Origin of the sequence: Mesorhizobium caraganae (assembly GCF_016836705.1) — a bacterium.
Lineage (GTDB): Bacteria > Pseudomonadota > Alphaproteobacteria > Rhizobiales > Rhizobiaceae > Mesorhizobium > Mesorhizobium caraganae.
In genome coordinates, this window is sequence record NZ_JAFCGY010000014.1 from 60,489 (window position 1) to 83,467 (window position 22,979).

The 22,979-nt window shown below is 63.0% G+C and carries 21 protein-coding genes and 1 pseudogene; 16 read left to right on the forward strand and 6 right to left on the reverse strand.

The genetic code is table 11. From position 1 onward, the window contains the following. Nucleotides 1-93 precede the first annotated feature (93 nt). From glmS to JQK88_RS21840, 4 genes and pseudogenes are all read left to right on the forward strand, one after another. Nucleotides 94-1,917, forward strand: coding sequence for a glutamine--fructose-6-phosphate transaminase (isomerizing) (gene glmS / locus JQK88_RS21825; protein ID WP_192251166.1), 1,824 nt, complete (start codon nucleotides 94-96; stop codon nucleotides 1,915-1,917). 90 nt (nucleotides 1,918-2,007) lie between these two features. Next, nucleotides 2,008-2,276 (forward strand): annotated as a pseudogene (locus JQK88_RS36360) (type II toxin-antitoxin system RelE/ParE family toxin). A 33-nt stretch (nucleotides 2,277-2,309) separates the two neighbouring features. Beyond that, entirely contained in the window at nucleotides 2,310-2,609 is a 300-nt protein-coding gene (locus JQK88_RS21835) for a HigA family addiction module antitoxin (RefSeq protein WP_142865495.1), read from the forward strand. 82 nt (nucleotides 2,610-2,691) lie between these two features. Then, complete coding sequence (locus JQK88_RS21840; RefSeq protein ID WP_192251164.1) at nucleotides 2,692-3,450, forward strand: DUF502 domain-containing protein; 759 nt, start codon at nucleotides 2,692-2,694, stop codon at nucleotides 3,448-3,450. Here JQK88_RS21840 and recG read toward each other — a convergent pair. Further along, nucleotides 3,402-5,510, reverse strand: coding sequence for an ATP-dependent DNA helicase RecG (gene recG, locus JQK88_RS21845; protein WP_203279420.1), 2,109 nt, complete (start codon nucleotides 5,508-5,510; stop codon nucleotides 3,402-3,404). The genes JQK88_RS21840 and recG overlap by 49 nt on opposite strands. A gap of 357 nt (nucleotides 5,511-5,867) precedes the next feature. On the opposite strand from recG, the gene JQK88_RS21850 reads away from it, so the two are divergent. From JQK88_RS21850 to JQK88_RS21870, 5 genes are all read left to right on the forward strand, one after another. Continuing rightward, a complete protein-coding gene (locus JQK88_RS21850) occupies nucleotides 5,868-6,155 on the forward strand; it encodes an FAD assembly factor SdhE (RefSeq protein ID WP_142864970.1) in 288 nt (95 codons plus the stop codon). Nucleotides 6,156-6,226: 71 nt separating this feature from the next. Continuing rightward, nucleotides 6,227-9,724, forward strand: coding sequence for a transcription-repair coupling factor (gene mfd, locus JQK88_RS21855; RefSeq protein WP_203279421.1), 3,498 nt, complete (start codon nucleotides 6,227-6,229; stop codon nucleotides 9,722-9,724). Between the two features lie 117 nt (nucleotides 9,725-9,841). Beyond that, nucleotides 9,842-10,174, forward strand: coding sequence for a DUF962 domain-containing protein (locus JQK88_RS21860; RefSeq protein WP_192251155.1), 333 nt, complete (start codon nucleotides 9,842-9,844; stop codon nucleotides 10,172-10,174). Nucleotides 10,175-10,176: 2 nt separating this feature from the next. Further along, nucleotides 10,177-10,611 (forward strand): DUF3995 domain-containing protein, encoded by a 435-nt coding sequence (locus JQK88_RS21865; protein ID WP_203279422.1) that lies wholly within the window; start codon nucleotides 10,177-10,179, stop codon nucleotides 10,609-10,611. Between the two features lie 135 nt (nucleotides 10,612-10,746). Then, the gene (locus JQK88_RS21870) at nucleotides 10,747-12,120 is read left to right on the forward strand and encodes a class II 3-deoxy-7-phosphoheptulonate synthase (protein ID WP_192251150.1); all 1,374 of its coding nucleotides are present in this window, start codon (nucleotides 10,747-10,749) and stop codon (nucleotides 12,118-12,120) included. A gap of 57 nt (nucleotides 12,121-12,177) precedes the next feature. On the opposite strand, the gene JQK88_RS21875 is transcribed toward JQK88_RS21870, so the two are convergent. From JQK88_RS21875 to JQK88_RS21885, 3 genes are all read right to left on the reverse strand, one after another. Beyond that, nucleotides 12,178-12,948 carry an RES family NAD+ phosphorylase gene (locus tag JQK88_RS21875; RefSeq protein ID WP_203279423.1) on the reverse strand — a complete coding sequence of 257 codons (771 nt, stop codon included), beginning with the start codon at nucleotides 12,946-12,948 and terminating at the stop codon, nucleotides 12,178-12,180. Then, complete coding sequence (locus JQK88_RS21880) at nucleotides 12,908-13,291, reverse strand: MbcA/ParS/Xre antitoxin family protein (protein WP_203279424.1); 384 nt, start codon at nucleotides 13,289-13,291, stop codon at nucleotides 12,908-12,910. Before JQK88_RS21880 ends, JQK88_RS21875 begins: the two co-directional genes overlap by 41 nt. Nucleotides 13,292-13,396: 105 nt before the next feature. Next, the gene (locus JQK88_RS21885) at nucleotides 13,397-14,467 is read right to left on the reverse strand and encodes a GGDEF domain-containing protein (protein ID WP_192251141.1); all 1,071 of its coding nucleotides are present in this window, start codon (nucleotides 14,465-14,467) and stop codon (nucleotides 13,397-13,399) included. A gap of 324 nt (nucleotides 14,468-14,791) precedes the next feature. Here JQK88_RS21885 and JQK88_RS21890 point away from each other — a divergent pair, with 324 nt between their 5' ends. The 3 genes from JQK88_RS21890 (at nucleotide 14,792) to JQK88_RS21900 (ending at nucleotide 16,347) form a co-directional block, all read left to right on the forward strand. Then, entirely contained in the window at nucleotides 14,792-15,211 is a 420-nt protein-coding gene (locus JQK88_RS21890; protein ID WP_203279425.1) for a GFA family protein, read from the forward strand. 80 nt (nucleotides 15,212-15,291) lie between these two features. Continuing rightward, a complete protein-coding gene (locus tag JQK88_RS21895; protein ID WP_112392261.1) occupies nucleotides 15,292-15,651 on the forward strand; it encodes a diacylglycerol kinase in 360 nt (119 codons plus the stop codon). 102 nt (nucleotides 15,652-15,753) lie between these two features. Next, nucleotides 15,754-16,347 (forward strand): hemerythrin domain-containing protein, encoded by a 594-nt coding sequence (locus JQK88_RS21900; protein ID WP_203279426.1) that lies wholly within the window; start codon nucleotides 15,754-15,756, stop codon nucleotides 16,345-16,347. Between the two features lie 3 nt (nucleotides 16,348-16,350). Here the strand turns inward: JQK88_RS21900 and JQK88_RS21905 are convergent, their stop codons facing one another. Together JQK88_RS21905 and JQK88_RS21910 are read right to left on the reverse strand one after the other, a co-directional pair. Next, a complete protein-coding gene (locus JQK88_RS21905) occupies nucleotides 16,351-16,956 on the reverse strand; it encodes a DedA family protein (protein ID WP_192251112.1) in 606 nt (201 codons plus the stop codon). Beyond that, nucleotides 16,953-17,516 (reverse strand): DUF1003 domain-containing protein, encoded by a 564-nt coding sequence (locus JQK88_RS21910; protein ID WP_192251109.1) that lies wholly within the window; start codon nucleotides 17,514-17,516, stop codon nucleotides 16,953-16,955. The genes JQK88_RS21905 and JQK88_RS21910 overlap by 4 nt, the downstream gene beginning before the upstream one ends. A 189-nt stretch (nucleotides 17,517-17,705) precedes the next feature. Here JQK88_RS21910 and JQK88_RS21915 point away from each other — a divergent pair, with 189 nt between their 5' ends. The 4 genes from JQK88_RS21915 (at nucleotide 17,706) to JQK88_RS21930 (ending at nucleotide 22,955) form a co-directional block, all read left to right on the forward strand. Beyond that, entirely contained in the window at nucleotides 17,706-18,419 is a 714-nt protein-coding gene (locus JQK88_RS21915) for a DNA-3-methyladenine glycosylase I (protein WP_203279427.1), read from the forward strand. Nucleotides 18,420-18,524: 105 nt separating this feature from the next. Next, nucleotides 18,525-20,207 (forward strand): NAD+ synthase, encoded by a 1,683-nt coding sequence (locus JQK88_RS21920; protein ID WP_203279428.1) that lies wholly within the window; start codon nucleotides 18,525-18,527, stop codon nucleotides 20,205-20,207. 143 nt (nucleotides 20,208-20,350) lie between these two features. Next, nucleotides 20,351-20,761 (forward strand): GNAT family N-acetyltransferase, encoded by a 411-nt coding sequence (locus JQK88_RS21925; protein WP_203279429.1) that lies wholly within the window; start codon nucleotides 20,351-20,353, stop codon nucleotides 20,759-20,761. Nucleotides 20,762-21,149: 388 nt separating this feature from the next. Continuing rightward, nucleotides 21,150-22,955, forward strand: coding sequence for an ABC transporter ATP-binding protein (locus tag JQK88_RS21930; RefSeq protein WP_192251100.1), 1,806 nt, complete (start codon nucleotides 21,150-21,152; stop codon nucleotides 22,953-22,955). The last annotated feature ends 24 nt before the right edge of the window (nucleotides 22,956-22,979 follow it).

Below are 22,979 nucleotides of genomic sequence, written 5' to 3' on the forward strand. Positions count from 1 at the left end.
CCGTTACACCGGACGAAACGCAAAGTGACTTTCGCGGCAGGCCGGCAATCCCTAGATAGCGCTGGTTTTCCATCGGGAATCGGGGGCAGGCGCATGTGCGGTATCGTCGGAATTGTCGGCCAAAACCAAGTCGCGCCGCTCATCGTCGATGCTTTGAAACGACTGGAATACCGCGGCTATGACTCGGCCGGCGTCGCCACCGTCGAGAAAGGCGCGCTCGGGCGCCGGCGCGCCGAAGGCAAGCTGATCAACCTCGAACGGCGGCTGAAGGACGAGCCGCTCGACGGCACGATCGGCATCGGTCACACGCGCTGGGCGACGCACGGCGTGCCCAACGAGACCAACGCGCATCCGCATTTTTCCGACGGCGTCGCCATCGTCCACAACGGCATCATCGAGAATTTCGCCGAGTTGCGCGACGAGCTGATCCGCGACGGCTACGTCTTCTCGTCGCAGACCGACACCGAGGTCGTGGCGCATCTGGTGGCGCGGGAACTGGCCAAAGGGCTGAGGCCGGTCGAGGCCGCGCACCAGGCGCTGAAGCGGCTGGAAGGCGCCTTTGCGCTGGCCATCATGTTCACGGGCGACGAGGACCTGATCGTTGGCGCCCGCAACGGCCCGCCTCTGGCCGTCGGCCATGGCGAGGGCGAGATGTTTTTGGGCTCCGACGCCATTGCGCTCGCACCGTTCACCAATTCGATCACCTATCTCGAAGACGGCGACTGGGCGGTGGTGCGCCGCGAGGGCGTCACCATCTTCGACATTGACGGCAAAAAGGTCGACCGCAAGCGGCAGCAGTCGCTGTCGACCAGTTTCATGGTCGACAAGGGCAACCGCCGCCATTTCATGGAAAAGGAAATCCATGAACAGCCGGAAGTGATCTCGCACACGCTGGCGCATTATGTCGATTTCGTCTCCGGCGTGTCGAAGCCGCTGGAGCTGCCGTTCGACTTCGCCAAGATCGGCCGCCTGGCGATCTCGGCCTGCGGCACCGCCTATCTGGCCGGCCTGATCAGCAAATACTGGTTCGAGCGCTATGCGCGGCTGCCGGTCGACATCGATGTCGCCTCCGAATTCCGCTACCGCGAAATGCCGCTGTCGGCTGATGATGCCGCCTTCTTCATCTCGCAATCGGGCGAGACCGCCGACACGCTTGCCTCGCTGCGCTACTGCCGCAAGGCCGGCATGAAGATCGGCGCCATCGTCAATGTGCGCGAATCGACCATGGCGCGCGAATCCGATGTCGTGCTGCCGACGCTTGCCGGTCCGGAGATCGGCGTCGCCTCGACCAAGGCTTTCACCTGCCAGCTTTCGGTGCTGGCGTCGCTGGCGGTGCGGGCCGGCGTGGCGCGCGGCACGATCTCGAAGGATGAGGAGAAGACGCTGGTGCGCGCGCTTTCGGAAGCGCCGCGCTACGCCAACCAGGTGCTGAAGCTCGAGGAGCAGATCGAGCGCATTGCGCGCGAAATCTCGCGCTACAAGGACGTGCTCTATCTCGGCCGCGACACCAATTTCCCGCTGGCCATGGAAGGCGCGCTGAAGCTCAAGGAAATCTCCTACATCCACGCCGAAGGCTACGCCGCCGGCGAGCTGAAGCACGGCCCGATCGCGCTGATCGACGAGAACATGCCGGTCATCGTCATCGCGCCGCATGACCGCATCTTCGAAAAGACCGTGTCGAACATGCAGGAAGTGGCGGCGCGCGGCGGCAAGATCATCCTGATCACCGACGCCAAGGGCGCGGCGCAGGTCAGCGTCAAGACGATGGAGACCATCATCTTGCCCGACGTGCCGGAAATCATCTCGCCCATCATCTACGCGCTGCCGATCCAGATGCTGGCCTACTACGCCGCCGTCTTCATGGGCACCGACGTCGACCAGCCGCGCAATCTGGCGAAATCGGTGACGGTGGAGTAGGTTCCCGGCACGAACTCGTATCAGTCATTGATACTTCAATGTTGCAAGTCATCTTGTATCAGAGTATGATACAAGATGAGGGGTGCAACTTTGATCGTTTCGTTCAAAGGCAGGGCGGTCGAAGCGGTTGCAGCGGGTAAGGCACCGAAAGGCTTTCCGTCAGATTTGGTCGCTCGCGCTGAGCGTCGTCTTCGAGCAATCGACAATGCCGTCCAAGCTGAACGACCTTCGATCGCCGCCCGGAAACCACCTCGATTCGTGCCGGACAGCATTCGATACGCATCAACGACCAATGGCGCATCTGTTTCAGGTGGACCACTGCAGGTGCCGAAGACGTGGAGATCGTTGACTACCATTGAGCGGGCACTCGCCCTAACCCTTTGAGGATATTGATGCCCAAGTTCGCACGCCCCATTCACCCCGGAGAATTCCTGCGGGAAGAGTATCTTGTTCCACTCGGCATGAGTGCCGGTGCGCTCGCGAAGAAGCTCAACCTCCCGCGCACCCGTATCGAGCGTATTGCCAAGGAGGAGATCGGTCTGACCCCCGACACAGCCTTGCGCCTCGCCCGTTTTTTCAACACGACGCCTCAGTTCTGGATGAATTTTCAACAGGCCTATGAACTGGAAACCGAGGCCGAGAAACTGGCGCCGGAACTTGAGAAGATCGAACCGCTCGAAGCGGCGGCTTAATCGGTTCTTTTAAAAACTTCGTAGTTTCAAAGCGACTTCGGGTTCACTAATGTTGCGCTGCAACCTGCGCCCCCGGTGAACCATGTCCGATGCTCCCAGAACTTCAGGCATGACCCGGCTGAGGAACTATTTCCTCACAGGCTTCATCGTCTGCGCGCCGTTGGCGATCACCGCCTATATCGCCTGGTCGTTCATCGGCTGGGTCGATTCGTGGGTAAAGCCGTACATTCCGGCACGCTACAGCCCCGACACCTATCTGCCGTTTCCGGTTCCGGGTTTCGGCCTGATCGTGGCGCTGATCCTGATCACGCTGATCGGCTTCATGACCGCCAACATCGTCGGCCGAGCCATCGTCAATTTCGGTGAGCGACTGCTGGGCCGCATGCCGCTGGTGCGCGGCATCTATGGTTCGCTGAAGCAGATTTTCCAGACGGTGCTGTCGAACAAGGGCGACATGTTCCGCCAGGTCGGGCTGGTCGAATATCCGCGCAAGGGCGTCTGGTCGCTGGTCTTCGTCGCCAGCGAGAAGGAAACCGAGATCAACCGGAAGCTCGACCGGGAGGGCGACCCGATGATCGCCGTCTTCATGCCATGCACGCCGAACCCGACCACCGGGTTCCTGATGTATGTGCCGAAATCCGACATCGTGCTGCTCGACATGACGATCGAGGACGGCGCCAGGCTGATCGTTTCGGCCGGGCTGGTGGCGCCCGAGGTCAAGCCGAAAATGGTGACGGTGAACGGTGAGCCGATCGAAGGAGATCTCGCCAATCCGCCGCTTGGCGCCCTGGCTCAACCGGCGCGCAAGAGCCGAACAGCCTCGTCACGGCCGAACAGATAGAGCAACAGGCGCAATGCTTCGCCACGCTGGGATTGCAGTTCCGGATCGCGCGACAGGACCAGCCTTGCATCGTCGCGGGCGGCTTCGAGCAGGTCGGCATGCGCCTCGATGCGCGCCACCTGGAAGCCCGGCGTGCCGGATTGGCGGGTGCCCAACAACTCGCCTTCGCCGCGCAGTTTCAGATCCTCCTCGGCGATCAGGAACCCGTCCTCGGTCTCGCGCATCACCGACAGCCGGCGTTTGGCCGTCTCGCCGAGCGGGTCCTTGTAGAGCAATACGCAAGAGGAGGGCTTGTCGCCGCGCCCGACGCGGCCGCGCAACTGGTGCAGTTGGGCCAAACCAAAACGTTCGGCATGCTCGATGACCATGATCGTGGCATCCGGCACGTCGACGCCGACTTCGATGACCGTGGTGGCGATCAGGATGCGGGTCTCGCCGACCTTGAAGGCGCGCATCGCCTCGTCCTTTTCGGCGCCCTTCATGCGGCCATGGACGAGGCCGATGCGGTCGCCGAACAAAGGTTGCAGCGAGGCAAGACGGTCCTCGGCCGACATCAGCTTGATCTCTTCGGATTCCTCGACCAGCGGGCAGATCCAGTAGATCTTCTGGCCGTCAGCAACGGCGTCGAGCATGCGGCCGACCAGTTCGTCGAGCCGCTCCAGCGGCAAAGTGACGGTGCGGATCGGCTGGCGGCCGACCGGTTTTTCCGTCAGCTTGGAGACGTCCATGTCGCCGAAAGCGGTCAGCACCAGAGTGCGCGGGATCGGAGTCGCCGTCATCACCAGCATGTCGGGCGCGTCGCCCTTGGCGGTGATGGCAAGCCGCTGGTGGACGCCGAAGCGGTGTTGTTCGTCGACGACGGCAAAGACGAGGTCGTGATAGGTCACCGTTTCCTGAAACAGCGCATGGGTGCCGACGACGATGTCGATGTCGCCGCTGGCAAGACCTGCCAGCGTTTCGGTGCGCTCGCGGCCCTTCTCCCGGCCGGTCAGGATGGCGACACGCAGGCCGGCCTGTTCGGCCAGCGGCGTGATCGTTGCCAGATGCTGGCGCGCCAGGATTTCGGTCGGCGCCATCAGCGCTGCCTGTCCGCCGGCCTCGACGGCGCGCGCCATGGAAAGCAGCGCCACCACCGTCTTGCCTGAGCCGACATCGCCCTGCAGCAGGCGCAGCATGCGTTCGGGATCGGCGAGATCGGCGTTGATTTCGGCGAGTGCGAATTCCTGTGAAGGGGTGAGCTTGTAGGGCAGGGCCGCGCGCAGTTTCTCGACGATGCGGCCGTCGCCGATCAGCGGCCGACCCGACAGCCGGCGCACTTTTGCCCGCACCAGCGCCAGCGACACCTGGCCGGCCAGCAACTCGTCATAGGCGAGGCGCCGCCATGCCGACCCCTCGACAGCGACGTCGATCGGGTCCGCGGGATGATGGATGCGGGCGAGCGCGTCGCCAAAGGCCGGAAAAGTCTGTTTGCGCATGAAGGCGCCGTCCTGCCATTCCGGCAGTTCCGGCAGCCGGCCGAGCGCCTGGCCGATGGCGCGCCGCAGGACCTTTGCCGACAGGCCGGCGGTCAGCGGATAGACTGGCTCGACCAGCGGCAGGGCTTCGGCATCGCTGGCCAGCGCGATGTGATCGGGATGGACCATGGTTGGGCGGCCATTGAACCATTCCATGCGGCCGGAGACGATGACATGCTCCCCCACCGGCATCGCCTTTTCGAGATAGGCGGCATGGGCGTGGAAGAAGGTCAGCCCGATCTCGCCGGTGTCGTCGTGGGCGTAGACGCGGTAGGGCACCGACCGGTTGCCGCGCGGCGGCGGCTGGTGACGGTCGATGCGCACGTCGAGCGTGACGATGGCGCCTGCCGGCGCGAGCGCGATGCCCGGCCGGTTGCGGCGGTCGATGACCGAGTTTGGCAGCACGAAGAGAAGATCGCCGGCGCGCGCGGCGCGGTCGCCGAGATCAGCCGCCACCACCTTCTCGATCAGCGCGCCGACCTTCGGCCCAACGCCGGCAAGCGAAGTGATCGGAACGAACAGAGGGTCGAGGAGGGAAGGTCGCATGCCTTACCCTCCCCCTTGTGGGGGCCCGTAGGACGGGCGAGACGCGTGGCTCGCCCCGGCAAGTCGATCCGCGAAGCGGAGCGGGGTGGGGGTCGGTGCGCGTCTAACTTTCGAGGAAGTCGGTAGGTCAGCGCCGTACCCCCACCCCGTCTCATCCGCTTCGCCTTGCGAAGCGTGCTCGCCGACCCTCCCCACAAGGGGGAGGGTGGTGCGCCGGCGATATCCGCCAGGACAGAAGGAGGTGTTGTCAGGAGCGTTGGCCACGTGCGGATGTTTAGACGCCCACCCGGCTGTTGCAAGGCTGACACCGCCCTCTATCCACGCTATATGCGCCGCACCAAGCAAGGATGCGGCACGATGACCGGGACGAAACGATCAAGCGAGGGCCTGGATATCAGGCGCCGCAAGCTGTTGTTCCGATCCTGGCATCGCGGCATGCGCGAGATGGACCTAATCCTCGGCACCTTTGCCGACAACGAGATCGGCGCCTTGACCGGCGACGAAATCGACCAATATGAAAGGCTCCTCGACATTCCCGACACCGAATTCCTGCCCATGGTCACCGGCGAGCGCCCGGTTCCCGGGGATATCGACTGTGCCGTCCTGCAAAAGATCCTGGCATCGCGCCGGACCATGACATTCTGAACACAAGCAATTCCAGGAAAAGTGCGAAGCGGTTTTCCGTCCGGAATTGCGACAACCAAGACCGTGATTTCATGAGCCTCATCCCAAAAATCGGTCTGCCGAAAGGCCGCGCCGGCCAGTTCATCGTCGATGGCGTCGCCGACGGCTACGAAGCCTTTGCGCTGGTGCAGGCGATCCATGAGATCGCGCCCGACAAGCCTGTGCTGTTCGTGGCGCGCGACGGCCAGCGCCTGCCGGCGATCACGGAAGCACTGACTTTCGCTTCGCCCGGCCTGCCGGTGCTGGAGCTGCCGGCCTGGGACTGTCTGCCTTACGACCGCGTCTCGCCCGGTTCGGACGCCGCCGCCAAGCGGCTCGATGCGCTGACGGCGATGATCGCACTGGCGAAAAAGCCGCATCGCGCGGTGATCCTGACCACCGCCAATGCCTTGCTGCAGCGCATTCCGCCGGCCGACCTTGTCGAGGCACAGACCTTTCACGCCAGGCCCGGCAACCAGATCGACATGAACGCGCTGGTGTCGCGGCTGGAGATTTCCGGCTTCGAGCGGGTGCCGACGGTGCGCGGCGTCGGCGAGTTCGCGGTGCGCGGCGGCATCCTCGACCTCTACGCGCCCGGCTGGACCGAGGCTCTTCGGCTCGACTTCTTCGGCGACACGCTGGAATCGATCCGCGTCTTCGACGCCGCCACCCAGCGCACCACAGGCCAGCGCAAATCGATGGCCTTGCAGGCGATGAGCGAAGTGGCGCTGACGCCTGAAACCATCAGCCGCTTCCGCCGCTCCTATATCGAAGCCTTTGGCGCGCCGCAGCGCGACGACGGGCTCTATGCAGCCGTCAGCGAGGGCCGGCGCTTCGCCGGCATGGAGCATTGGCTGCCGCTCTTCTATGAGCGGCTGGAGACGGTGTTCGACTATCTGCCGAATGCGCCCGTCATCTTCGACCATCTGGCGCATGAGGCGCTGGCCGAGCGCCATACGCTGATCCTGGATCACTACGAAGCGCGCCGCAAACAAGCGGATGCCGCCTTGAAGGATGCCGTGCCCTACAAGCCGGTGGCGCCGGACTTGCTCTATCTCTCGCCGGAAAACCTCGTCGCGTCGCTCGGACCGCGCGAAGCCATCGACTTCACTGCTTTTGATGCGCCTGACGTCGGCGCCAAAAAGGTCTTCCATGGCGGTTCGCGCCATGGCCGCAGTTTTGCCGAGGAGCGCGCCGACCCCAACGCCAATGTCTTCGACGTTGTCGTGAAGCACATTGCAGACGAGCGCGCGGCGCGCCGCCGCGTCATTGTCGCCGGCTGGACCGAAGGTTCGCTTGACCGTCTGGGCCAGATCCTGGCCGAGCATCATCTCGGCAATCTCGTGCCGGTGGCGACGCTGGCCGAGGTTGAAAAGCTCGAGCCCGGACAGGCCGCACTTGCGGTGCTGCCATTGGAATCCGGCTTCGAGACCGAACAGCTGGTCGTCATCGCCGAGCAGGACATTCTCGGTGACCGGCTGATCCGACGCTCGAAGCGCAAGAAGCGCGCGTCCGACTTCATTGCCGAGGCTTCGTCGCTGTCGGCCGGCGATATCGTCGTTCACACCGACCACGGCATCGGCCGCTTCATCGGCCTGCGCACCATCGAGGCGGTCGGTGCGCCGCATGACTGCCTGGAAATCCACTATGCCGGCGACGACCGGCTGTTCCTGCCGGTGGAGAACATCGAGCTTCTGTCGCGCTATGGCTCCGATTCAGCCGAAGCCTCACTCGACAAGCTCGGTGGTGGCGCCTGGCAATCGCGCAAGGCGCGGCTGAAGAAGCGCCTGCTCGACATGGCTGGCCAGCTGATCCGCATCGCCGCCGAACGGCAGATGCGCTCCGCCCCCACCATGGTGCCGGCGGAAGGGCTTTATGGCGAGTTCTCGGCGCGCTTCCCCTATGAGGAGACCGACGACCAGCAGGGCGCGATCGATTCCGTCATGGACGATCTCGGTGCCGGCAAGCCGATGGATCGGCTGATCTGCGGCGATGTCGGCTTCGGCAAGACCGAAGTGGCGCTGCGCGCCGCCTTCATCGCGGCGATGGAAGGGTTCCAAGTGGCGGTCGTCGTGCCGACGACGCTGTTGTCGCGTCAGCATTTCAAGACGTTTTCGCAGCGCTTCTCCGGCTTGCCGATCCGCGTCGCCCAAGCCTCGCGGCTGGTCGGCGCCAAGGAGCTGGCGGAAACCAAGAAAGGCATCGCCGAGGGCCAAGTCGACATCGTCATCGGCACCCACGCACTGCTGGGCTCGGCGATCTTGTTCAAGAATCTCGGCCTCCTGATCATCGACGAGGAGCAGCACTTTGGCGTCAAGCACAAGGAGCGGCTGAAGGACCTCAAGACCGATGTCCATGTGCTGACGCTGTCGGCGACGCCGATCCCGCGCACCTTGCAGCTCGCCTTGACCGGCGTGCGCGAACTGTCCCTGATCGCCACGCCGCCGGTCGACCGCATGGCAGTGCGCACCTTCATCTCGCCCTTCGATCCGTTGGTGATCCGCGAAACGCTGCTGCGCGAGCGCTATCGCGGCGGCCATTCCTTCTATGTCGTGCCGCGCATCAGCGATCTCGCCGAAATCCATGATTTCCTGCGGGAATCCGTGCCTGAGCTGAAAGTCGCGGTGGCCCACGGCCAGATGCCGCCCGGCGAGCTCGACGACATCATGAACGCCTTCTATGACGGCCAATACGACGTGCTTTTGTCGACGACCATTGTCGAATCCGGGCTGGATATCCCGACCGCCAACACGCTGATCATCCATCGCGCCGACATGTTCGGCCTGTCGCAGCTTTACCAGCTGCGCGGCCGTGTCGGCCGCTCCAAGGTGCGGGCGTATGCGCTGTTCACGCTGCCGGCCAACCGCAAGCTGACCGACACTGCGGAACGGCGGCTGAAAGTGCTGCAGTCGCTGGACACGCTCGGCGCCGGCTTCCAATTGGCCAGCCACGACCTCGACATCCGTGGCGCCGGCAATCTTCTCGGCGAAGAACAGTCCGGCCACATCAAGGAGGTCGGCTTCGAGCTCTACCAGCAGATGCTGGAAGAGGCAGTCGCCGAGGTCAAGGATTCCGGCGAGGTGCAGGATGGCGGATGGTCGCCGCAGATTGCTGTCGGCACCGCGGTGATGATCCCGGAAAGCTATGTGCCGGACCTGCAGCTCCGGCTGGCGCTCTACCGCCGCCTCGGCGATCTCGAAAATACCGACGAAATCGACGCTTTCGGCGCCGAGCTGATCGATCGTTTCGGTCCGCTGCCGGAGGAGGTGAAGCATCTGCTCAAGATCGTCTTCATCAAGGCGCTCTGCCGCAAGGCCAATGTCGAAAAGCTCGATGCCGGCCCAAAGGGCGTCGTGATCCATTTCCGCAAGCGCGAGTTCTCCAACCCGGTCGGGCTCGTCAACTACATCGGCGAGCAGGGCTCGCTGGCCAAGATCAGGGCCGACCACAGCGTGGTCTTCATCCGCGACTGGCCGACAGCCGAGAAGCGTCTGGCGGGCTCGGCGGTCGTCATGGCGCAGCTGGCGCGGTTGGTCGAGAAGGCCGCTTAGGGCGGGACTTTGCCTAGCAAAGGTCTCTCCGGAGGTCTGCGACGATTGGAGCCATTGAGGTATTTGGGCCCAAGGCGTCAGATGGATTCTGCAATTCATCGCTGAACGGGGAAATCCATGAACCCGCAGACCTTCGATGAATACTGGCTCGGTTATCTTGCCGGCCATTCAAAAGCTTCGACCCGGCTTATCCACTATATCGGCCTGTTTTTCGCGCCGCTCGCAGGGATCGCCGCATCCTTTCTGGTCGTCTGGTGGGCCTTTCTGGTCATCATTCCGTTCTTCTATGTCGCGGCTTTTCTCACTCACCCTTTCCTCGAGCACAACAGCAACAAGCCGTTCGCGGATCGGCCGTTGTGGAGCGCCATCGCGCTGCTGCGCATGCTTGCTCTCGATCTGACGGGCGGGCTCGGTCGCCAGCTCCGGCGGTTGAACGAGGTCGCCCGATAGGCATGGCGAGCGTGGTCGTCGCTTTCTGCTCGGCCATTCTGCTGCTTGGCGCCGGCTTTCATCTCTACTGGGGTTTCGGTGGACGCATCGGCGCCGGCGTCGCGTTGCCGCAACGCGAGGACGGCACTCCCGCCATCAAGGAGACGGCCTTGGGGGCGATGGTTGTGGGGTTGATCCTGACGCTGGTGCTGCTGCTGGTTCTTGGCTTCACCGGCGCGGTTCGCCTGCCGCTGCCGCAACCGTTGCTGAAGGCAGGCATCGTCCAATGCGCGGTCATCTTCACCGCGCGAGCGTTGAGCTGGTCCCGGTATTTCGGGCTGTTCAAGCGGGTCAGGACCACACGTTTTGCCAGCTACGACAGCTGGTTCTACAGTCCGTCATGCCTGCTGTTGGGGCTGGGCCTTTTCTATCTCGCTTTGTCACAGGCAGCAGAGTGAGCCGCCGGCCACCATTCGCCAGCACTTGAATTCCGGTCTAGAATAGGAAATCGGCTTCGTGTATGGAGCCGCGATCCCCATATGGGGCGGGAATGGCGGGCAACAGCTCGCTGGAAAGAGCGTTTGGGTGCAGCGATGACGAAATGGTCGCCGAATTCTTGGAGAGCAAAGCCGATCAAGCAGGTTCCTGCCTATCCGGATCTTGTCGCGCTGAAGAACACGGAAGCTCAACTCGCCACCTTTCCGCCGCTGGTTTTTGCAGGTGAGGCGCGCAAGCTGAAGAAGCAGCTTGCAGCTGTCGCTGCCGGTGACGCATTCCTTCTCCAGGGCGGCGATTGCGCCGAGAGCTTCGCCGAGCATGGCGCGGACAATATCCGCGACTTCTTCCGCGTCTTCCTGCAGATGTCGGTGGTGCTGACGTTTGCCGGCGCGCAGCCGGTGGTGAAGGTCGGCCGCGTCGCCGGCCAGTTCGCCAAGCCGCGCTCGTCCGACAACGAGACCAAGGGCGAGGTGACGCTGCCCAGCTATCGCGGCGACATCATCAACGGCATCGAGTTCGACGCCAAATCGCGCATTCCCGACCCGGCCCGCCAGGAGATGGCTTACCGCCAGTCGGCGGCGACGCTCAACCTGTTGCGCGCCTTCGCCCAGGGCGGTTATGCCAGCCTGGAGAATGTGCATAGCTGGATGCTGGGGTTCGTCTCCGACAGCCCGCAGGGCGAGAAATATGGCAAGCTCGCCAACCGCATCACCGAGACGATGGATTTCATGAAGGCCGTCGGCATCACCTCGGAGACCAACTACGCCTTGCGCGAGACCGATTTCTACACCAGCCACGAAGCGCTGCTACTCGGCTACGAAGAGGCGCTGACCCGCGTCGATTCGACCTCGGGCGACTGGTATGCAACTTCCGGCCACATGATCTGGATCGGCGACCGTACGCGCCAGCCCGATCATGCCCATGTCGAATATTGCCGCGGCATCAAGAACCCGCTCGGCCTCAAATGCGGCCCGTCGCTGACGCCGGATGGGTTGCTGGAACTGATCGACCTGCTCAATCCGGAGAACGAGCCGGGCCGGCTTACGCTGATTGCCCGCTTCGGCTCCGACAAGGTCGCCGACCATCTGCCGAAGCTGGTGCGCGCGGTGCAGAAGGAAGGCCGCAGCGTGGTGTGGTCATCCGATCCGATGCACGGCAACACCATCGAGGCCGCCGGCTACAAGACGCGGCCGTTCGACCGCATCCTCAAGGAAGTGCAGACCTTCTTCGAGGTGCATCGCGCCGAGGGCACGCACCCTGGCGGCATCCATGTCGAGATGACCGGCAAGAACGTCACCGAATGCACCGGCGGGGCGCGTGCCATCACCGCCGAGGAGTTGCAGGACCGCTACCACACGCATTGCGACCCGCGCCTCAATGCCGACCAGGCGATCGAACTGGCGTTCCTGGTCTCCGACCTGTTGAAGAAGAGCCATCCGGTCCAGCACAAGCAGGTAGCCAACGGTTGAACCTGTTTGCAGGCTGAAGAGAAAAAGCGCCGGCGAAATCCGGCGCTTTTTTGTTGATCAGCGGCCGCGTTCCCAACGCAGGCCGTTGAGCCGGGGATCATTGGCGAAAGCGGTTCTGGAAAACTCGATGCGCCTTTCCGGAAACTCACAGATCGCCTGCACGCCGAACGAGCCGAGCCGGATGCGCCAGGTATGCGGCTCCAGCGGCTTGGCCTTGGCGAAGCCGCGGCATGTCAGCAGCGCCACGTTGGCGCCCTTGGGATCACGCGCCGAGCGGTAGCGGATCGCTTCCAGCCCGGCCTCGCGCGTAACGTCGGCAATGGCCTGGCAGGCGGCATAGTCGGTCGGATGCGTCCACTGAGCCTGGTCGCGGTCAAGCGGTGGCCGCGTCAAGTCGACAGCTTTGTTGGTGCGGATCGCGGCGGCGAAAGCGGTGTATTCGGCGGCGTCATGCGGCCACGGCGTGTCGGGCGAATCGGCAAAGAACAGCAAGCGGTAGAAGGCCATTTCGGCGACGGCGGTCATGATCGTCTCCGCCGCGTAATAGACGCCCAGGGTGCGGCCGGCGCGGCGGAAGCGCGAGCCGTGAGGGTAGATCGAGCCGTAGCGAAAGGGCGTCGCCAGGAGATAATGGAGATGCCGGCATTCCATGGGGATCTGCGGCTTGGTCTCCTCGATCAGATCCTCGATCAGCGCCTGTTCGTCCAGCGTGTCGACGATTTTCAGCGTCGAGACGCGGTGCTGCGCCTCGACCATGCGCCAGTATTTGCCGTCGAGCCGTACGGCTTCAGACGAGAGCGCGTCGGGAGTCCAGATAGGCAATGACATCGACAAGCCCGGTGATGGTGAGGATCTTTTCAAGCGGGCTGCCGTCGAACGCCGTGTTGGTGTTCTTGAGCCATGCCCGGGCGATCGCCTCGTCACCGCCAACAATGGCGTCGAGCGAACGGAACAGCCGCACGAACAGCACCGCGAGTTCGAATGGCTTGGTGCCGCGCTCGAGCAGGAATTCCTGCCTGCGCATGCGCGAAACCGTAGCTTCCGAGACGCCGATGATCGACGCCAGCGTCCTGGCGGTAATATTCATAAGCTCGGCGGCGCGCAGCGTGGCCTTGGTCAGAACCGCGTTTTCGCCCGTCTTGGCGGCAGCATCGGGTTGTGAAACAGACATGGCCTCTCTCTTTCCATGGAAAATATAGGCCATGAAAATTCATATGGAAAGAGACCGTGCCCGATAAATTTGCCCACGTCCGCGAATAGGCTGTGCGCCGAAGCGTCAGTCTTTCTTGTAGAGCAGCCAGTTCTTGCCAGTGCGGCCGGCCATTGTCGAATGCCGGGTGACGCGGTTGCGCCCACCGACCTTGGAGCGGTAGAGCGCCCGATCCGCCTTGGTGTAGAGATCTTCCGGGCTTTCGGCCTCCGAAGCCATGCAGATGCCCATGGAAACGGTCACCGTGCCGTAATTGGTGCCGGTCTGGCTGCTGGTGAAGGGCGTCTGTTCGATCAGCACGCGGATGCGTTCGGCGATCTCGTAGGTGGTATCCTCGCTGGCACCCTCGATGATCAGCGCGAATTCCTCGCCGCCGGTGCGGGCAACGAACATGTCTTCCCGGATGCTGGTCTGGAAGATTTCGGCGATGATCTGGATGATCTTGTCACCGACCGGGTGGCCGTAGCGGTCGTTGATGTCCTTGAAATGGTCGATGTCGGCAAGGATCAGCGCGTTGAACAGGATGCCCCTGGTGGAGGTGTAAATCCCGGTGATTTGCTTGTCGAAGGCGCGGCGGTTCCAGATATGGGTCAAGGGATCGGTGTCGGCGAGCCGCTTGTACTCCTCGAGCTTCGACTTGACGCTCTCCAGTTCCGCCGTCTTGTCGCTGAGCGTGGTGGCAACCTGCCTGCCATGGTCGAGGGTCGAATTGGTGGCGACCGCCATGGCGTTGGCGACCTTCTGCAGCAGATCCTGTGACAGCAGGCTGCGGTTGGCCAGCCCGCTCGACGTCTCATCGAGGATCTTGCCGTATTTCTCGATATGGCTGCGTTCGCTTCGCAGCAGCAAGGCGATATCCTCGAGTTCCCTGGCCAGCACATCGCGCGCCTGCTCGACAATGCCTGGACCATGGTGCTGGGCAAAGAAGGCGCGGCCGATGCGGTCGAGATCGTCCTGCGTCGGCCGGTTGCCGAGCGCCACGACGGCAAGGCTGAGTTCGCGATTGGTGCCTTTCAGCGCTTCGTAGAAGATCTCGTAATTGCGCGGCAGACCAAGCACGCCGAGCTGGCGCATGGTCGTCACAACAGCTGTTGCAATGTCGCTGTTTCGGTCGGTCTGGGCGGCTGCCGGCTGCATGTCCTGTTCACTCTACCCCTGGGAACCATCGCAGACTTGCGCGTGCGAGATGTCGCCGACCGGGGGAGAACCAGCCGTATTTCGGATCATCTTACGAAGGACGCGTCCCCAATCGCGGCCTTCGCTTGGCAACGACCATAAATGCGCTGGCGCTAAAGTTTCCTTAATGTGCCGCTAGGTAACGCGACTATTCTACTTCAGGCTGCAGGGGAGAAGCGCGAACACGCCCATCTCGTGTCGCATTTGCTCGTACCTGGCCGCCGCAAAACTGAAATCCTCTCCGGTGGCGGTGAAGCCGTGAACGATGGCCGGTGGAGGGCAGGGATGAGCAACAACCACAGCGGATCTTGCCTGTGCGGGGCGGTGCGTTTCCAGACGCGAGGGCCGCTGCGCGGCGTGATCTATTGCCACTGCTCGCAGTGCCGCAAGCAGAGCGGGCATTTTTACGCCGCAACCAACGTCGCCGATGACAACATCACCGTAACAGGGTCTGAGAATATCACCTGGTACGAAGCATCTTCGTTTGCCCGGCGCGGCTTTTGCAAGACATGTGGCTCGGTGCTGTTCTGGAAGCCGGGCCAGGATGCCTACGTCTCGGTTCTGGCCGGGTCGTTCGATGGGCCGACCGGGCTCGAGGGCGAATGCCATATCTTCGTCGGCGACAAGGGCGATTACTATACGATCGACGATGGGCTGCCGCAGTTCGAGAGGTCGACGCCGACCATCAAGGTTGCGGACGAATGATTTTTGGTATGGCTGCCTTATTCCCTTGATCCAGCCATTGCGATATCCCCTGCCGGTGATTCGAAGGGGATGCGCGGGCAATGCAGCGGCTGATCGATGCTTTCTTCAATTCGGTGCGGGCTTTTCGCAAGCTCGCAGCCAGCGAAAAGGCGTTCCAGCAGGAACTGATGCTGCTCGTGCTCGCCTTGCCGCTCGGCTGGTTCGTCTCGGTGTCGTGGCGGGGCTATGCGCTGCTGATTGGCGCCGTGCTGCTTTTGATCATGGTCGAGGTGCTGAACACCGGCATCGAGGCTGCCTGCGATGCCTTCAGCCGCGAGTTCAACGTCGACATCCAGCTTGCCAAGGATTGCGGCTCGCTGGCGGTGCTGATTTCGGTGATCATCGTCGCCGGCGTCTGGGGCATCGCCATCATCGAGCGCATCACGGGTCTACCGATCTGATCTAACCGTTCCCATATGTCGGTCGCCCCGACCTGATCCTGACCATGATCTGTTCCGAAAACCGGAATCCACTTTTCGGGATCATGGTCTGAGGAGACCGACATGACCGCCCCCGCCAATTCTCTGCTGCTCGAGCGAGCCGGCCTGCCGGACGATCTGCGCTGGCTGGTGCAAAAATATCCGCGGGAAAACTGGCAGGGTCACGCCAACATCCACGGCCTGGCCAATATGTGGCTTCAGCGGCACGACATGTTCCGCGAGCTCGGCGGCATGCTGACCAACGGCATTGGCGACTATCGCGAGGGCAGGCTGACGGCGCCGGATTTCGCGCGCTGGTTCGCACCGCGGCTCAACCATTTCCTCGGCAATCTCGACGGCCACCACAATGTCGAGGACTATCAATATTTCCCGGCTTTCGCCAAGGCCGAGCCGCGCCTGAAGCGGGGCTTTGACATACTCGATGCCGATCACCACACCATCCATGACGGGCTGGAGCGCAATGCCGAGACCGCGAACGCCTTCATCCGCACGCTTGAGGAGAGCGAGGACAAACAGCGCTTCGCCGCCGATGCCTATGCCGACGAGAACAGCCGGCTGATCGCCATGCTGAAACGGCATCTTGCCGACGAGGAGGATCTCATCATCCCGCTGATCCTCGACCGCGGCGACCGCGCTTTGGTCGAGGACGACGACTGAGCTTCAGCCGGCTTCGCTCTCGCGAGCGTCCTTGGCGCGCTCCTTGCCGGCGACGGTGCGGGCGATGAGCCAGGCAAGGATGGCGACGGCGAGCCCAATGCCGATGGCGATCAGCAACCTTTCGTGATGGAGCAGTGCCTTGCCGACCATCTGCTCGGCGCCGAGGCCGAAGACATAGCCGATGCCGCAGAACAAGGCTGCCCAGACCAGCGACGAGATGGCGTTGAGGATGATGAAGCGCGGCACCGATATGCTGGCGAAGCCGGCCGCGATGCCGCCGACCAGGCGCAGACCGTAGATGTAGCGGTTGGACAGCACGAAGATGTTGGGATGCGACGAGACGAGGCGATAGGCGTGGTTGAAGCCGGGACGCGCCTTCAGTTTCAGCACCCTGGGATGGTCGGCAAAGCTGCGGCCGAGGACGAAGAAAAAAGTGTCGCCGACGAAGGCGCCAATGGCGGCCGCGAGGAAAGCCTTCCAGGGGACGAAGACATGCTGGTGGGCGAAGAAGCCGCCAAGGATGGCCGCACTTTCGCCTTCGGCGACACAGCCCAGGAAAACCGCGATCAGCCCGTATTGCTCGATGAGGTGATGGACGATCCCGGTCATTGAGACGTTTGCCGGCCTGACAGTCTTTCGTCGATGCGGCTCACCTGTTCGGCCAGGCGCGCCATGTCCTCGCGCATGCCGATGATCTGGCTGTGGCGCAGTTCGTCCAGTTTTTCATGTAGCGCCATGATCTCGATCTCGGCCTTGAGATTGACCTCGTAGTCGTGCGCGGCGTCGAGGCGATCGCGTGCGGCCTGCCGGTTCTGCGACATCATGATCACCGGCGCCTGCAAGGCAGCAATCATCGACAGCACGAGATTGAGGAAGATGAACGGGTAGGGGTCGAACGAATCTCGCCCCAGCAGCCACCAATTGGCGCCGATCCACAGGACCAGGAAGGCGATGAAGGACAGGATGAACGTCCACGAGCCGCCGATGCGGGCGATGGCATCGGCGATCCGGTCGCCGGCGCCCTGAAGACCGGTGAGGCTGTCGTTGATATCCTGCGATATCGGCTTGCGGTCGACGGTGCTTTGCAAGACCCGCCGCTCAAGCTCGCTGAGGGTCTCAGGCGTTCGCCTCAGCCAGCGGTCGGCCAGTTCGGGCACGGTCTTATGCATGGTCGCCTCCATGGTCAGCGTCTGGTCTAAAGCGCGCTCAAGCGACGCGCTTCAGGTCTTTGTTTTTATGCATGTCGCTCTCTCAAAACCGGGGCCACTTTCGAGCGACATGCATTAGACCTAAAGGCTGCCGGCCCGAACGGGAAGTGGTAGATTGCCGCGTCTACCCGAAGTGAATCAGGGGAGCCAATGGCTGATTTCCACAGGATTCGTGCCCGTGCTGCAAAACGCAAAGGCGGCGACGCCGTGCTGACGTCGCTGCTCGGGCCTTTGCCCGACAACGCCGCCGTGGCCAAGATCACCGACGACCGCATCCTGTCGACGATGGCCGAGCGGGTGTTTGCCGCCGGCTTCGTCTGGCGCGTCATCGAGCAGAAATGGCCGGGTTTCGAGGAAGCGTTCCTGCAGTTCGAGCCGAAGCGGCTGTTGTTCCAGCCCGACGATTTCTGGCACGAGCTGACAGCCGACAAGCGCATCGTGCGCAATCCGCAGAAGATCAAATCGGTGCGCGACAACGCCGCCTTCGTCGAGCGTGTGTCGAAGGAGCATGGCGGCTTCGGCAAGTTCCTGGCCGAGTGGCCGGCGGACGACCAGGTCGGGCTGATGGCATATCTCGGCAAGCACGGCAGCCGGCTCGGCGGCAACACCGGCCAATATTTCCTGCGCTGGCTGGAATGGGATGCTTTCGTCATCTCGGCCGATATGGCGGCCGCCCTGCGCGACGCCGGCCTCGACATCGCCGAAAGCCCGATGTCGAAGAGGGATCTCGACAAGATCCAGGCGCAGATCAACCAATGGGCTGAAGAGACCGGCCTGCCGCGCCGGCACATTTCGCGCATCCTGGCGATGTCGATCGGCGAGAACCATTCACCGGAAGCGCTGCGCGAATATATGGGCGAGTAGGGCTGTCGCCCTCAGGACACGATCGAACTCGATCGGTCTGGATTGGTCCAAACGAACGCCATTGCCGGGGCAATTTTGCCGCGCTAAACCGCAGGCATGACCAACATGACCAAGAAGACCGCTCCCGATATTCTGCGCATCGCCGTCGCCCAGCTCAACCCGACAGTCGGCGATGTTGCCGGCAATCTTGCCAAGGCGCGCGAGGCGAGGGCGGATGCGGCCCGCCAGGGCGCCGACATCGTGCTCTTCACCGAGCTTTTCCTTGCGGGTTATCCGCCCGAGGATCTGGTGCTGAAGCCGGCCTTCCTCAAGGTTTGCGAAAAGGCTGCGCAAGACTTCGCTGCGGACACTGCCGATGGCGGGCCGGGCGTCATTATCGGGACGCCGCTGAAGCGCAAAAGCGGCACCCACAATTCGATCATCTTCGCCGATGGCGGCAAGATCCTGGCCGAGCGCTACAAGCTCGATTTGCCCAACTATGGAGAGTTCGACGAGAAGCGCGTCTTCCAGGCCGGACCCGAGGCTCAGGGACCGGTCAACTTCCGTGGTGTGCGCATCGGAATTCCGATCTGCGAGGACATCTGGGGCGACGTCGGCATCTGTGAAACCCTGGCTGAAAGCGGAGCGGAAATCCTGCTGGTGCCGAACGGCTCGCCCTATTACCGCGCCAAGATGGACGTGCGCCATCAGGTCGTTATCCGCCAGGTCATCGAAACCGGTTTGCCGATGATTTATGCCAATCAGATCGGCGGCCAGGATGAGTTGATCTTCGACGGCGCTTCTTTTGCGATCGGCGCCGACAAGACGCTGGCTTTCCAGATGAGCCAGTTTGAGGAGACTGTCGACATCACCACTTGGAAGCGCACCGATGCCGGCTGGGTCTGCTCGGAAGGGCCGATGTCGAAAATACCCGAGCGCGAGGAAGCGGACTACCGCGCCTGCATGCTGGGCCTGCGCGACTACGTCAACAAAAACGGCTTCAAGAACGTCGTTCTCGGCCTGTCCGGCGGTATCGATTCGGCGATCTGCGCCGCATTGGCCGTTGATGCGCTCGGCGAGGAGCGGCTACGCGCGGTGATGATGCCCTACCGCTATACCTCGAAGGATTCGCTGAAGGACGCCGAGGACTGCGCCCGCGCGCTTGGCTGCCGCTATGACATCGTGCCGATCTTCGAGCCGGTTGAAGGCTTTCTGCATGCGCTGACGCAGCTCTTCGAAGGCACCAAGGAAGGCATCACCGAAGAAAACCTGCAAAGCCGCGCGCGCGGCACGATCCTGATGGCGATCTCCAACAAGTTCGGCTCGATGGTGGTCACCACCGGCAACAAGAGCGAGATGTCGGTGGGCTATGCCACGCTCTATGGCGACATGAATGGCGGCTTCAACCCGATAAAAGACCTCTACAAGATGCAGGTCTATGCGCTGTCGCGCTGGCGCAATAGCCATGTGCCGCCGGGCGCGCTCGGGCCGTCGGGCGAGGTGATCCCGAAAAACATCATCGACAAGGCGCCGTCGGCGGAATTGCGCGAGAACCAGACCGACCAGGATTCGCTGCCGCCCTATCCGGTGCTGGACGATATTCTGGAGTGCCTGGTCGAAAACGAGATGGGCGTCGACGACATCGTCGCGCGCGGCCACGACCGGGCGACGGTGACGCGCGTCGAACATTTGCTCTACATTGCCGAATACAAACGCCGGCAGGCGGCGCCGGGCGTGAAGATCACCCGGAAGAATTTTGGCCGCGACCGCCGTTATCCCATCACCAACCGTTTCAGGGATCGCGGCTAAATAGCTGATTCCATTGATAAACCTTTGGACTTGCTTGCTTCAAGAACGGCAAGCTCCGGGCGCGGCATCAGCTTCTGGTACGGCACGCTGGGCAGTCACTGACCGGACCGAGAGTTCGGCCGCCCTATTCTTTGCGAGGCACCATGCCCGACAGTGAAATCAGCTTCGACATGTCACGGATCGATTTCGGGGCGACCTCCGACCTGTTGACGGCGAGCTACTGGGGCAACGGCCGCAGCGATGAGTTTCATCACCGCGCCTTTGCCAATTCGCTTTGCGCCGGCGCCTATCTGGATGGGAATCAAGTCGGTTTTGGCCGGGCCATCACCGACCGTACGGTGTTTGCCTATCTCGCCGACATCATCATCTGGCCGCAGCATCGCGGCCGGGGCATTGGCTTACAGCTGGTGCGGGCGCTCATCGATCACCCTGAACTCAGCACGGTCTCGCACTGGAGCCTGTCGACCGGTGATGCACATGGCGTTTATGAGAAGCTGGGCTTCAAGGCATCCACCGATGGCCGCTACATGCGCCTCGATCGCAACCCGGAATGAGGCACACAGGCGAGGGCTTGGCCGCCGTTGTTGCAAAATAACCTCACTGGTTGGACCAGATCGCTTTGGGCTCTCGCTCGCTCTTGGCGATCCGCAGGGGCGTCTCTATAAGGACCGCTCCGCAATTGTCTTGCGGGAGGTCCGAATGGCAGTATTTCACATGGTAATGCGAGGCCGCGAAGCCTAGGTCTCACCTGGCGTTCGGGAAGGTTTGCCCTTCGCGCCGATGCCGGGTCGAGTACAGGCCTCTGCCGATGCCGGTCGCCCACCGATATCTAGGGCGCGCCGCCACCTATGCCGAACCTCCGCAGCCCCGGGCGAATTGCCCAGCGCGGTTTTCAATTTTCGACCTTACCGGGACCGGGCACGTTTGCGCCCGGATGACATCATGGCTCGTTTTCGAATCGATCTGCGCGCTGGCGCCTTTCGCAGCGTTCTTGGCTTCACGCTCAGCCACTGGCGGTGCCAGCCCTGGCGGCTTTCGCTGATCATGGGCGGCTTCCTGCTGTCGACGCTGGCCGACGTCTTGACGCCGCTCTATTCCGGCCGGCTGGTCGATGCCGTCGCCAGCAGTGCGGCGGCCGACGATGTCGCGTGGAATGCGGCGATGGCAGCCTTCTTCGCGCTCATCGGCCTGGCGCTGACCGGCGTGGTGCTGCGCAACCTCGCCTTCATGGGCATTGTCGAGCTGACGCTCAAGATGATGGCCGACATTGCCGCCGACGCGTTCCACCGCGTGCAGCGCTTCTCCACCGACTGGCACGCCAACAGCTTTGCCGGATCGACGGTGCGCAAGGTCACGCGCGGCATGTGGGCGCTCGACCTGCTCAACGATACGATCCTGATCGCGTTGCTGCCGTCTGTCGCCATGCTGGTCGGCTCGACGCTGCTGCTTGGCTGGTTCTGGCCGCTGATGGGGCTGGTCGTGGCAGTCGGCTCGGTGCTGTTCATCATGGTGACGGCGCTGCTGTCGCTTGGCTATGTCGCGCCCGCGGCACGGCTCGCCAACACCTGGGACACACGCCTCGGTGGCTCGCTTGCCGATGCGGTGAGCTGCAACGCCGTGGTCAAGGGCTTTGGTGCCGAGACCCGCGAGGAAACGCGCCTCGCCAAGGTCGTCGCCAAATGGCGGGCGCGCACGCGCCGCACCTGGGTGCGCGGCACCATCAACGGCACCACGCAAGGCGCCATGTTGCTGGTTCTGCGGACGGCGGTGATCGGTCTGTCGCTGATGCTGTGGACCTGGGGCCAGGCGAGCGCCGGCGATGTCGCCTTCGTGCTGACCTCGTTCTTCGTGCTGCAGGGCTATCTCAGGGATATCGGCACGCATATCCGCAATTTGCAGCGTTCGATCAACGACATGGAGGAACTGGTCGATTTCCAGTCGCAACCGCTTGGCATCGAGGACCGGCCGGGTGCCGGGGCGATCCGGATCACACAGGGGGCTATCGGCTTCGACAACGTCACCTTCCACTATGGCAGTCATCGGCTGCCGCTCTACCGCGACTTTTCGGTGGACATTGCGGCCGGTGAACGCGTCGGGCTGGTCGGTCATTCGGGCTCAGGCAAGACGACCTTCGTCAAGCTGATCCAGCGCCTCTATGACGTCAGCGGCGGCAAGATCCTGATCGACGGCCAGGACATCTCTCAGGTGGCGCAGGCGTCGCTGCGCGCCCAGATCGCCATCGTCCAGCAGGAGCCGATCCTGTTCCACCGCTCGCTGGCCGAGAACATCGCCTATGCCCGGCCGAACGCCACGCAGGCCGAGATCGAGCATGCCGCGACGCTCGCCAGCGCACATGACTTCATCACCAGCCTGCCGAAGGGGTACGGGACGCTGGTCGGTGAACGCGGCGTGAAACTTTCGGGCGGCGAGCGTCAGCGCGTGGCGATCACGCGTGCCTTCCTGGCGGACGCACGCATCCTGATCCTGGACGAGGCGACATCGAGCCTCGATTCGGAATCGGAGGTGCTGATCCAGCAGGCGATGGAGCGGCTGATGGTCGGCCGCACAACGCTGGTCATCGCGCACCGTCTGTCGACGGTGCGGGCGCTGGACAGGCTGCTGGTGTTCGATCGCGGCAAGATCGTCGAGGAGGGCTCGCATGACGAGCTGATCCGGCTGAAGGGCGGCATCTACCGCCGCCTGTTCGAGCGCCAGGCACTGGAACTGACCAAGGGCCTGGTGGTCTGAGCTGAAAGCAGAGCCCTATCCGAG

Excerpts from the sequence above, each read along its gene's own strand:
- JQK88_RS21880 (WP_203279424.1), bottom strand. The coding sequence starts at position 13,291 with ATGTCTGTTTCACAACCCGATGCTGCCGCCAAGACGGGCGAAAACGCG.
- JQK88_RS21850 (WP_142864970.1), top strand. The coding sequence starts at position 5,868 with ATGACCGGGACGAAACGATCAAGCGAGGGCCTGGATATCAGGCGCCGC.
- JQK88_RS21920 (WP_203279428.1), top strand. The coding sequence starts at position 18,525 with ATGACCAAGAAGACCGCTCCCGATATTCTGCGCATCGCCGTCGCCCAG.
- JQK88_RS21870 (WP_192251150.1), top strand. The coding sequence starts at position 10,747 with ATGACGAAATGGTCGCCGAATTCTTGGAGAGCAAAGCCGATCAAGCAG.
- glmS (WP_192251166.1), top strand. The coding sequence starts at position 94 with ATGTGCGGTATCGTCGGAATTGTCGGCCAAAACCAAGTCGCGCCGCTC.
- JQK88_RS21885 (WP_192251141.1), bottom strand. The coding sequence starts at position 14,467 with ATGCAGCCGGCAGCCGCCCAGACCGACCGAAACAGCGACATTGCAACA.
- JQK88_RS21930 (WP_192251100.1), top strand. The coding sequence starts at position 21,150 with ATGGCTCGTTTTCGAATCGATCTGCGCGCTGGCGCCTTTCGCAGCGTT.
- JQK88_RS21905 (WP_192251112.1), bottom strand. The coding sequence starts at position 16,956 with ATGACCGGGATCGTCCATCACCTCATCGAGCAATACGGGCTGATCGCG.
- JQK88_RS21865 (WP_203279422.1), top strand. The coding sequence starts at position 10,177 with ATGGCGAGCGTGGTCGTCGCTTTCTGCTCGGCCATTCTGCTGCTTGGC.
- JQK88_RS21835 (WP_142865495.1), top strand. The coding sequence starts at position 2,310 with ATGCCCAAGTTCGCACGCCCCATTCACCCCGGAGAATTCCTGCGGGAA.
- JQK88_RS21890 (WP_203279425.1), top strand. The coding sequence starts at position 14,792 with ATGAGCAACAACCACAGCGGATCTTGCCTGTGCGGGGCGGTGCGTTTC.
- JQK88_RS21895 (WP_112392261.1), top strand. The coding sequence starts at position 15,292 with ATGCAGCGGCTGATCGATGCTTTCTTCAATTCGGTGCGGGCTTTTCGC.
- JQK88_RS21910 (WP_192251109.1), bottom strand. The coding sequence starts at position 17,516 with ATGCATAAGACCGTGCCCGAACTGGCCGACCGCTGGCTGAGGCGAACG.
- JQK88_RS21840 (WP_192251164.1), top strand. The coding sequence starts at position 2,692 with ATGTCCGATGCTCCCAGAACTTCAGGCATGACCCGGCTGAGGAACTAT.
- JQK88_RS21925 (WP_203279429.1), top strand. The coding sequence starts at position 20,351 with ATGCCCGACAGTGAAATCAGCTTCGACATGTCACGGATCGATTTCGGG.
- mfd (WP_203279421.1), top strand. The coding sequence starts at position 6,227 with ATGAGCCTCATCCCAAAAATCGGTCTGCCGAAAGGCCGCGCCGGCCAG.
- JQK88_RS21860 (WP_192251155.1), top strand. The coding sequence starts at position 9,842 with ATGAACCCGCAGACCTTCGATGAATACTGGCTCGGTTATCTTGCCGGC.
- recG (WP_203279420.1), bottom strand. The coding sequence starts at position 5,510 with ATGCGACCTTCCCTCCTCGACCCTCTGTTCGTTCCGATCACTTCGCTT.
- JQK88_RS21875 (WP_203279423.1), bottom strand. The coding sequence starts at position 12,948 with ATGTCATTGCCTATCTGGACTCCCGACGCGCTCTCGTCTGAAGCCGTA.
- JQK88_RS21915 (WP_203279427.1), top strand. The coding sequence starts at position 17,706 with ATGGCTGATTTCCACAGGATTCGTGCCCGTGCTGCAAAACGCAAAGGC.
- JQK88_RS21900 (WP_203279426.1), top strand. The coding sequence starts at position 15,754 with ATGACCGCCCCCGCCAATTCTCTGCTGCTCGAGCGAGCCGGCCTGCCG.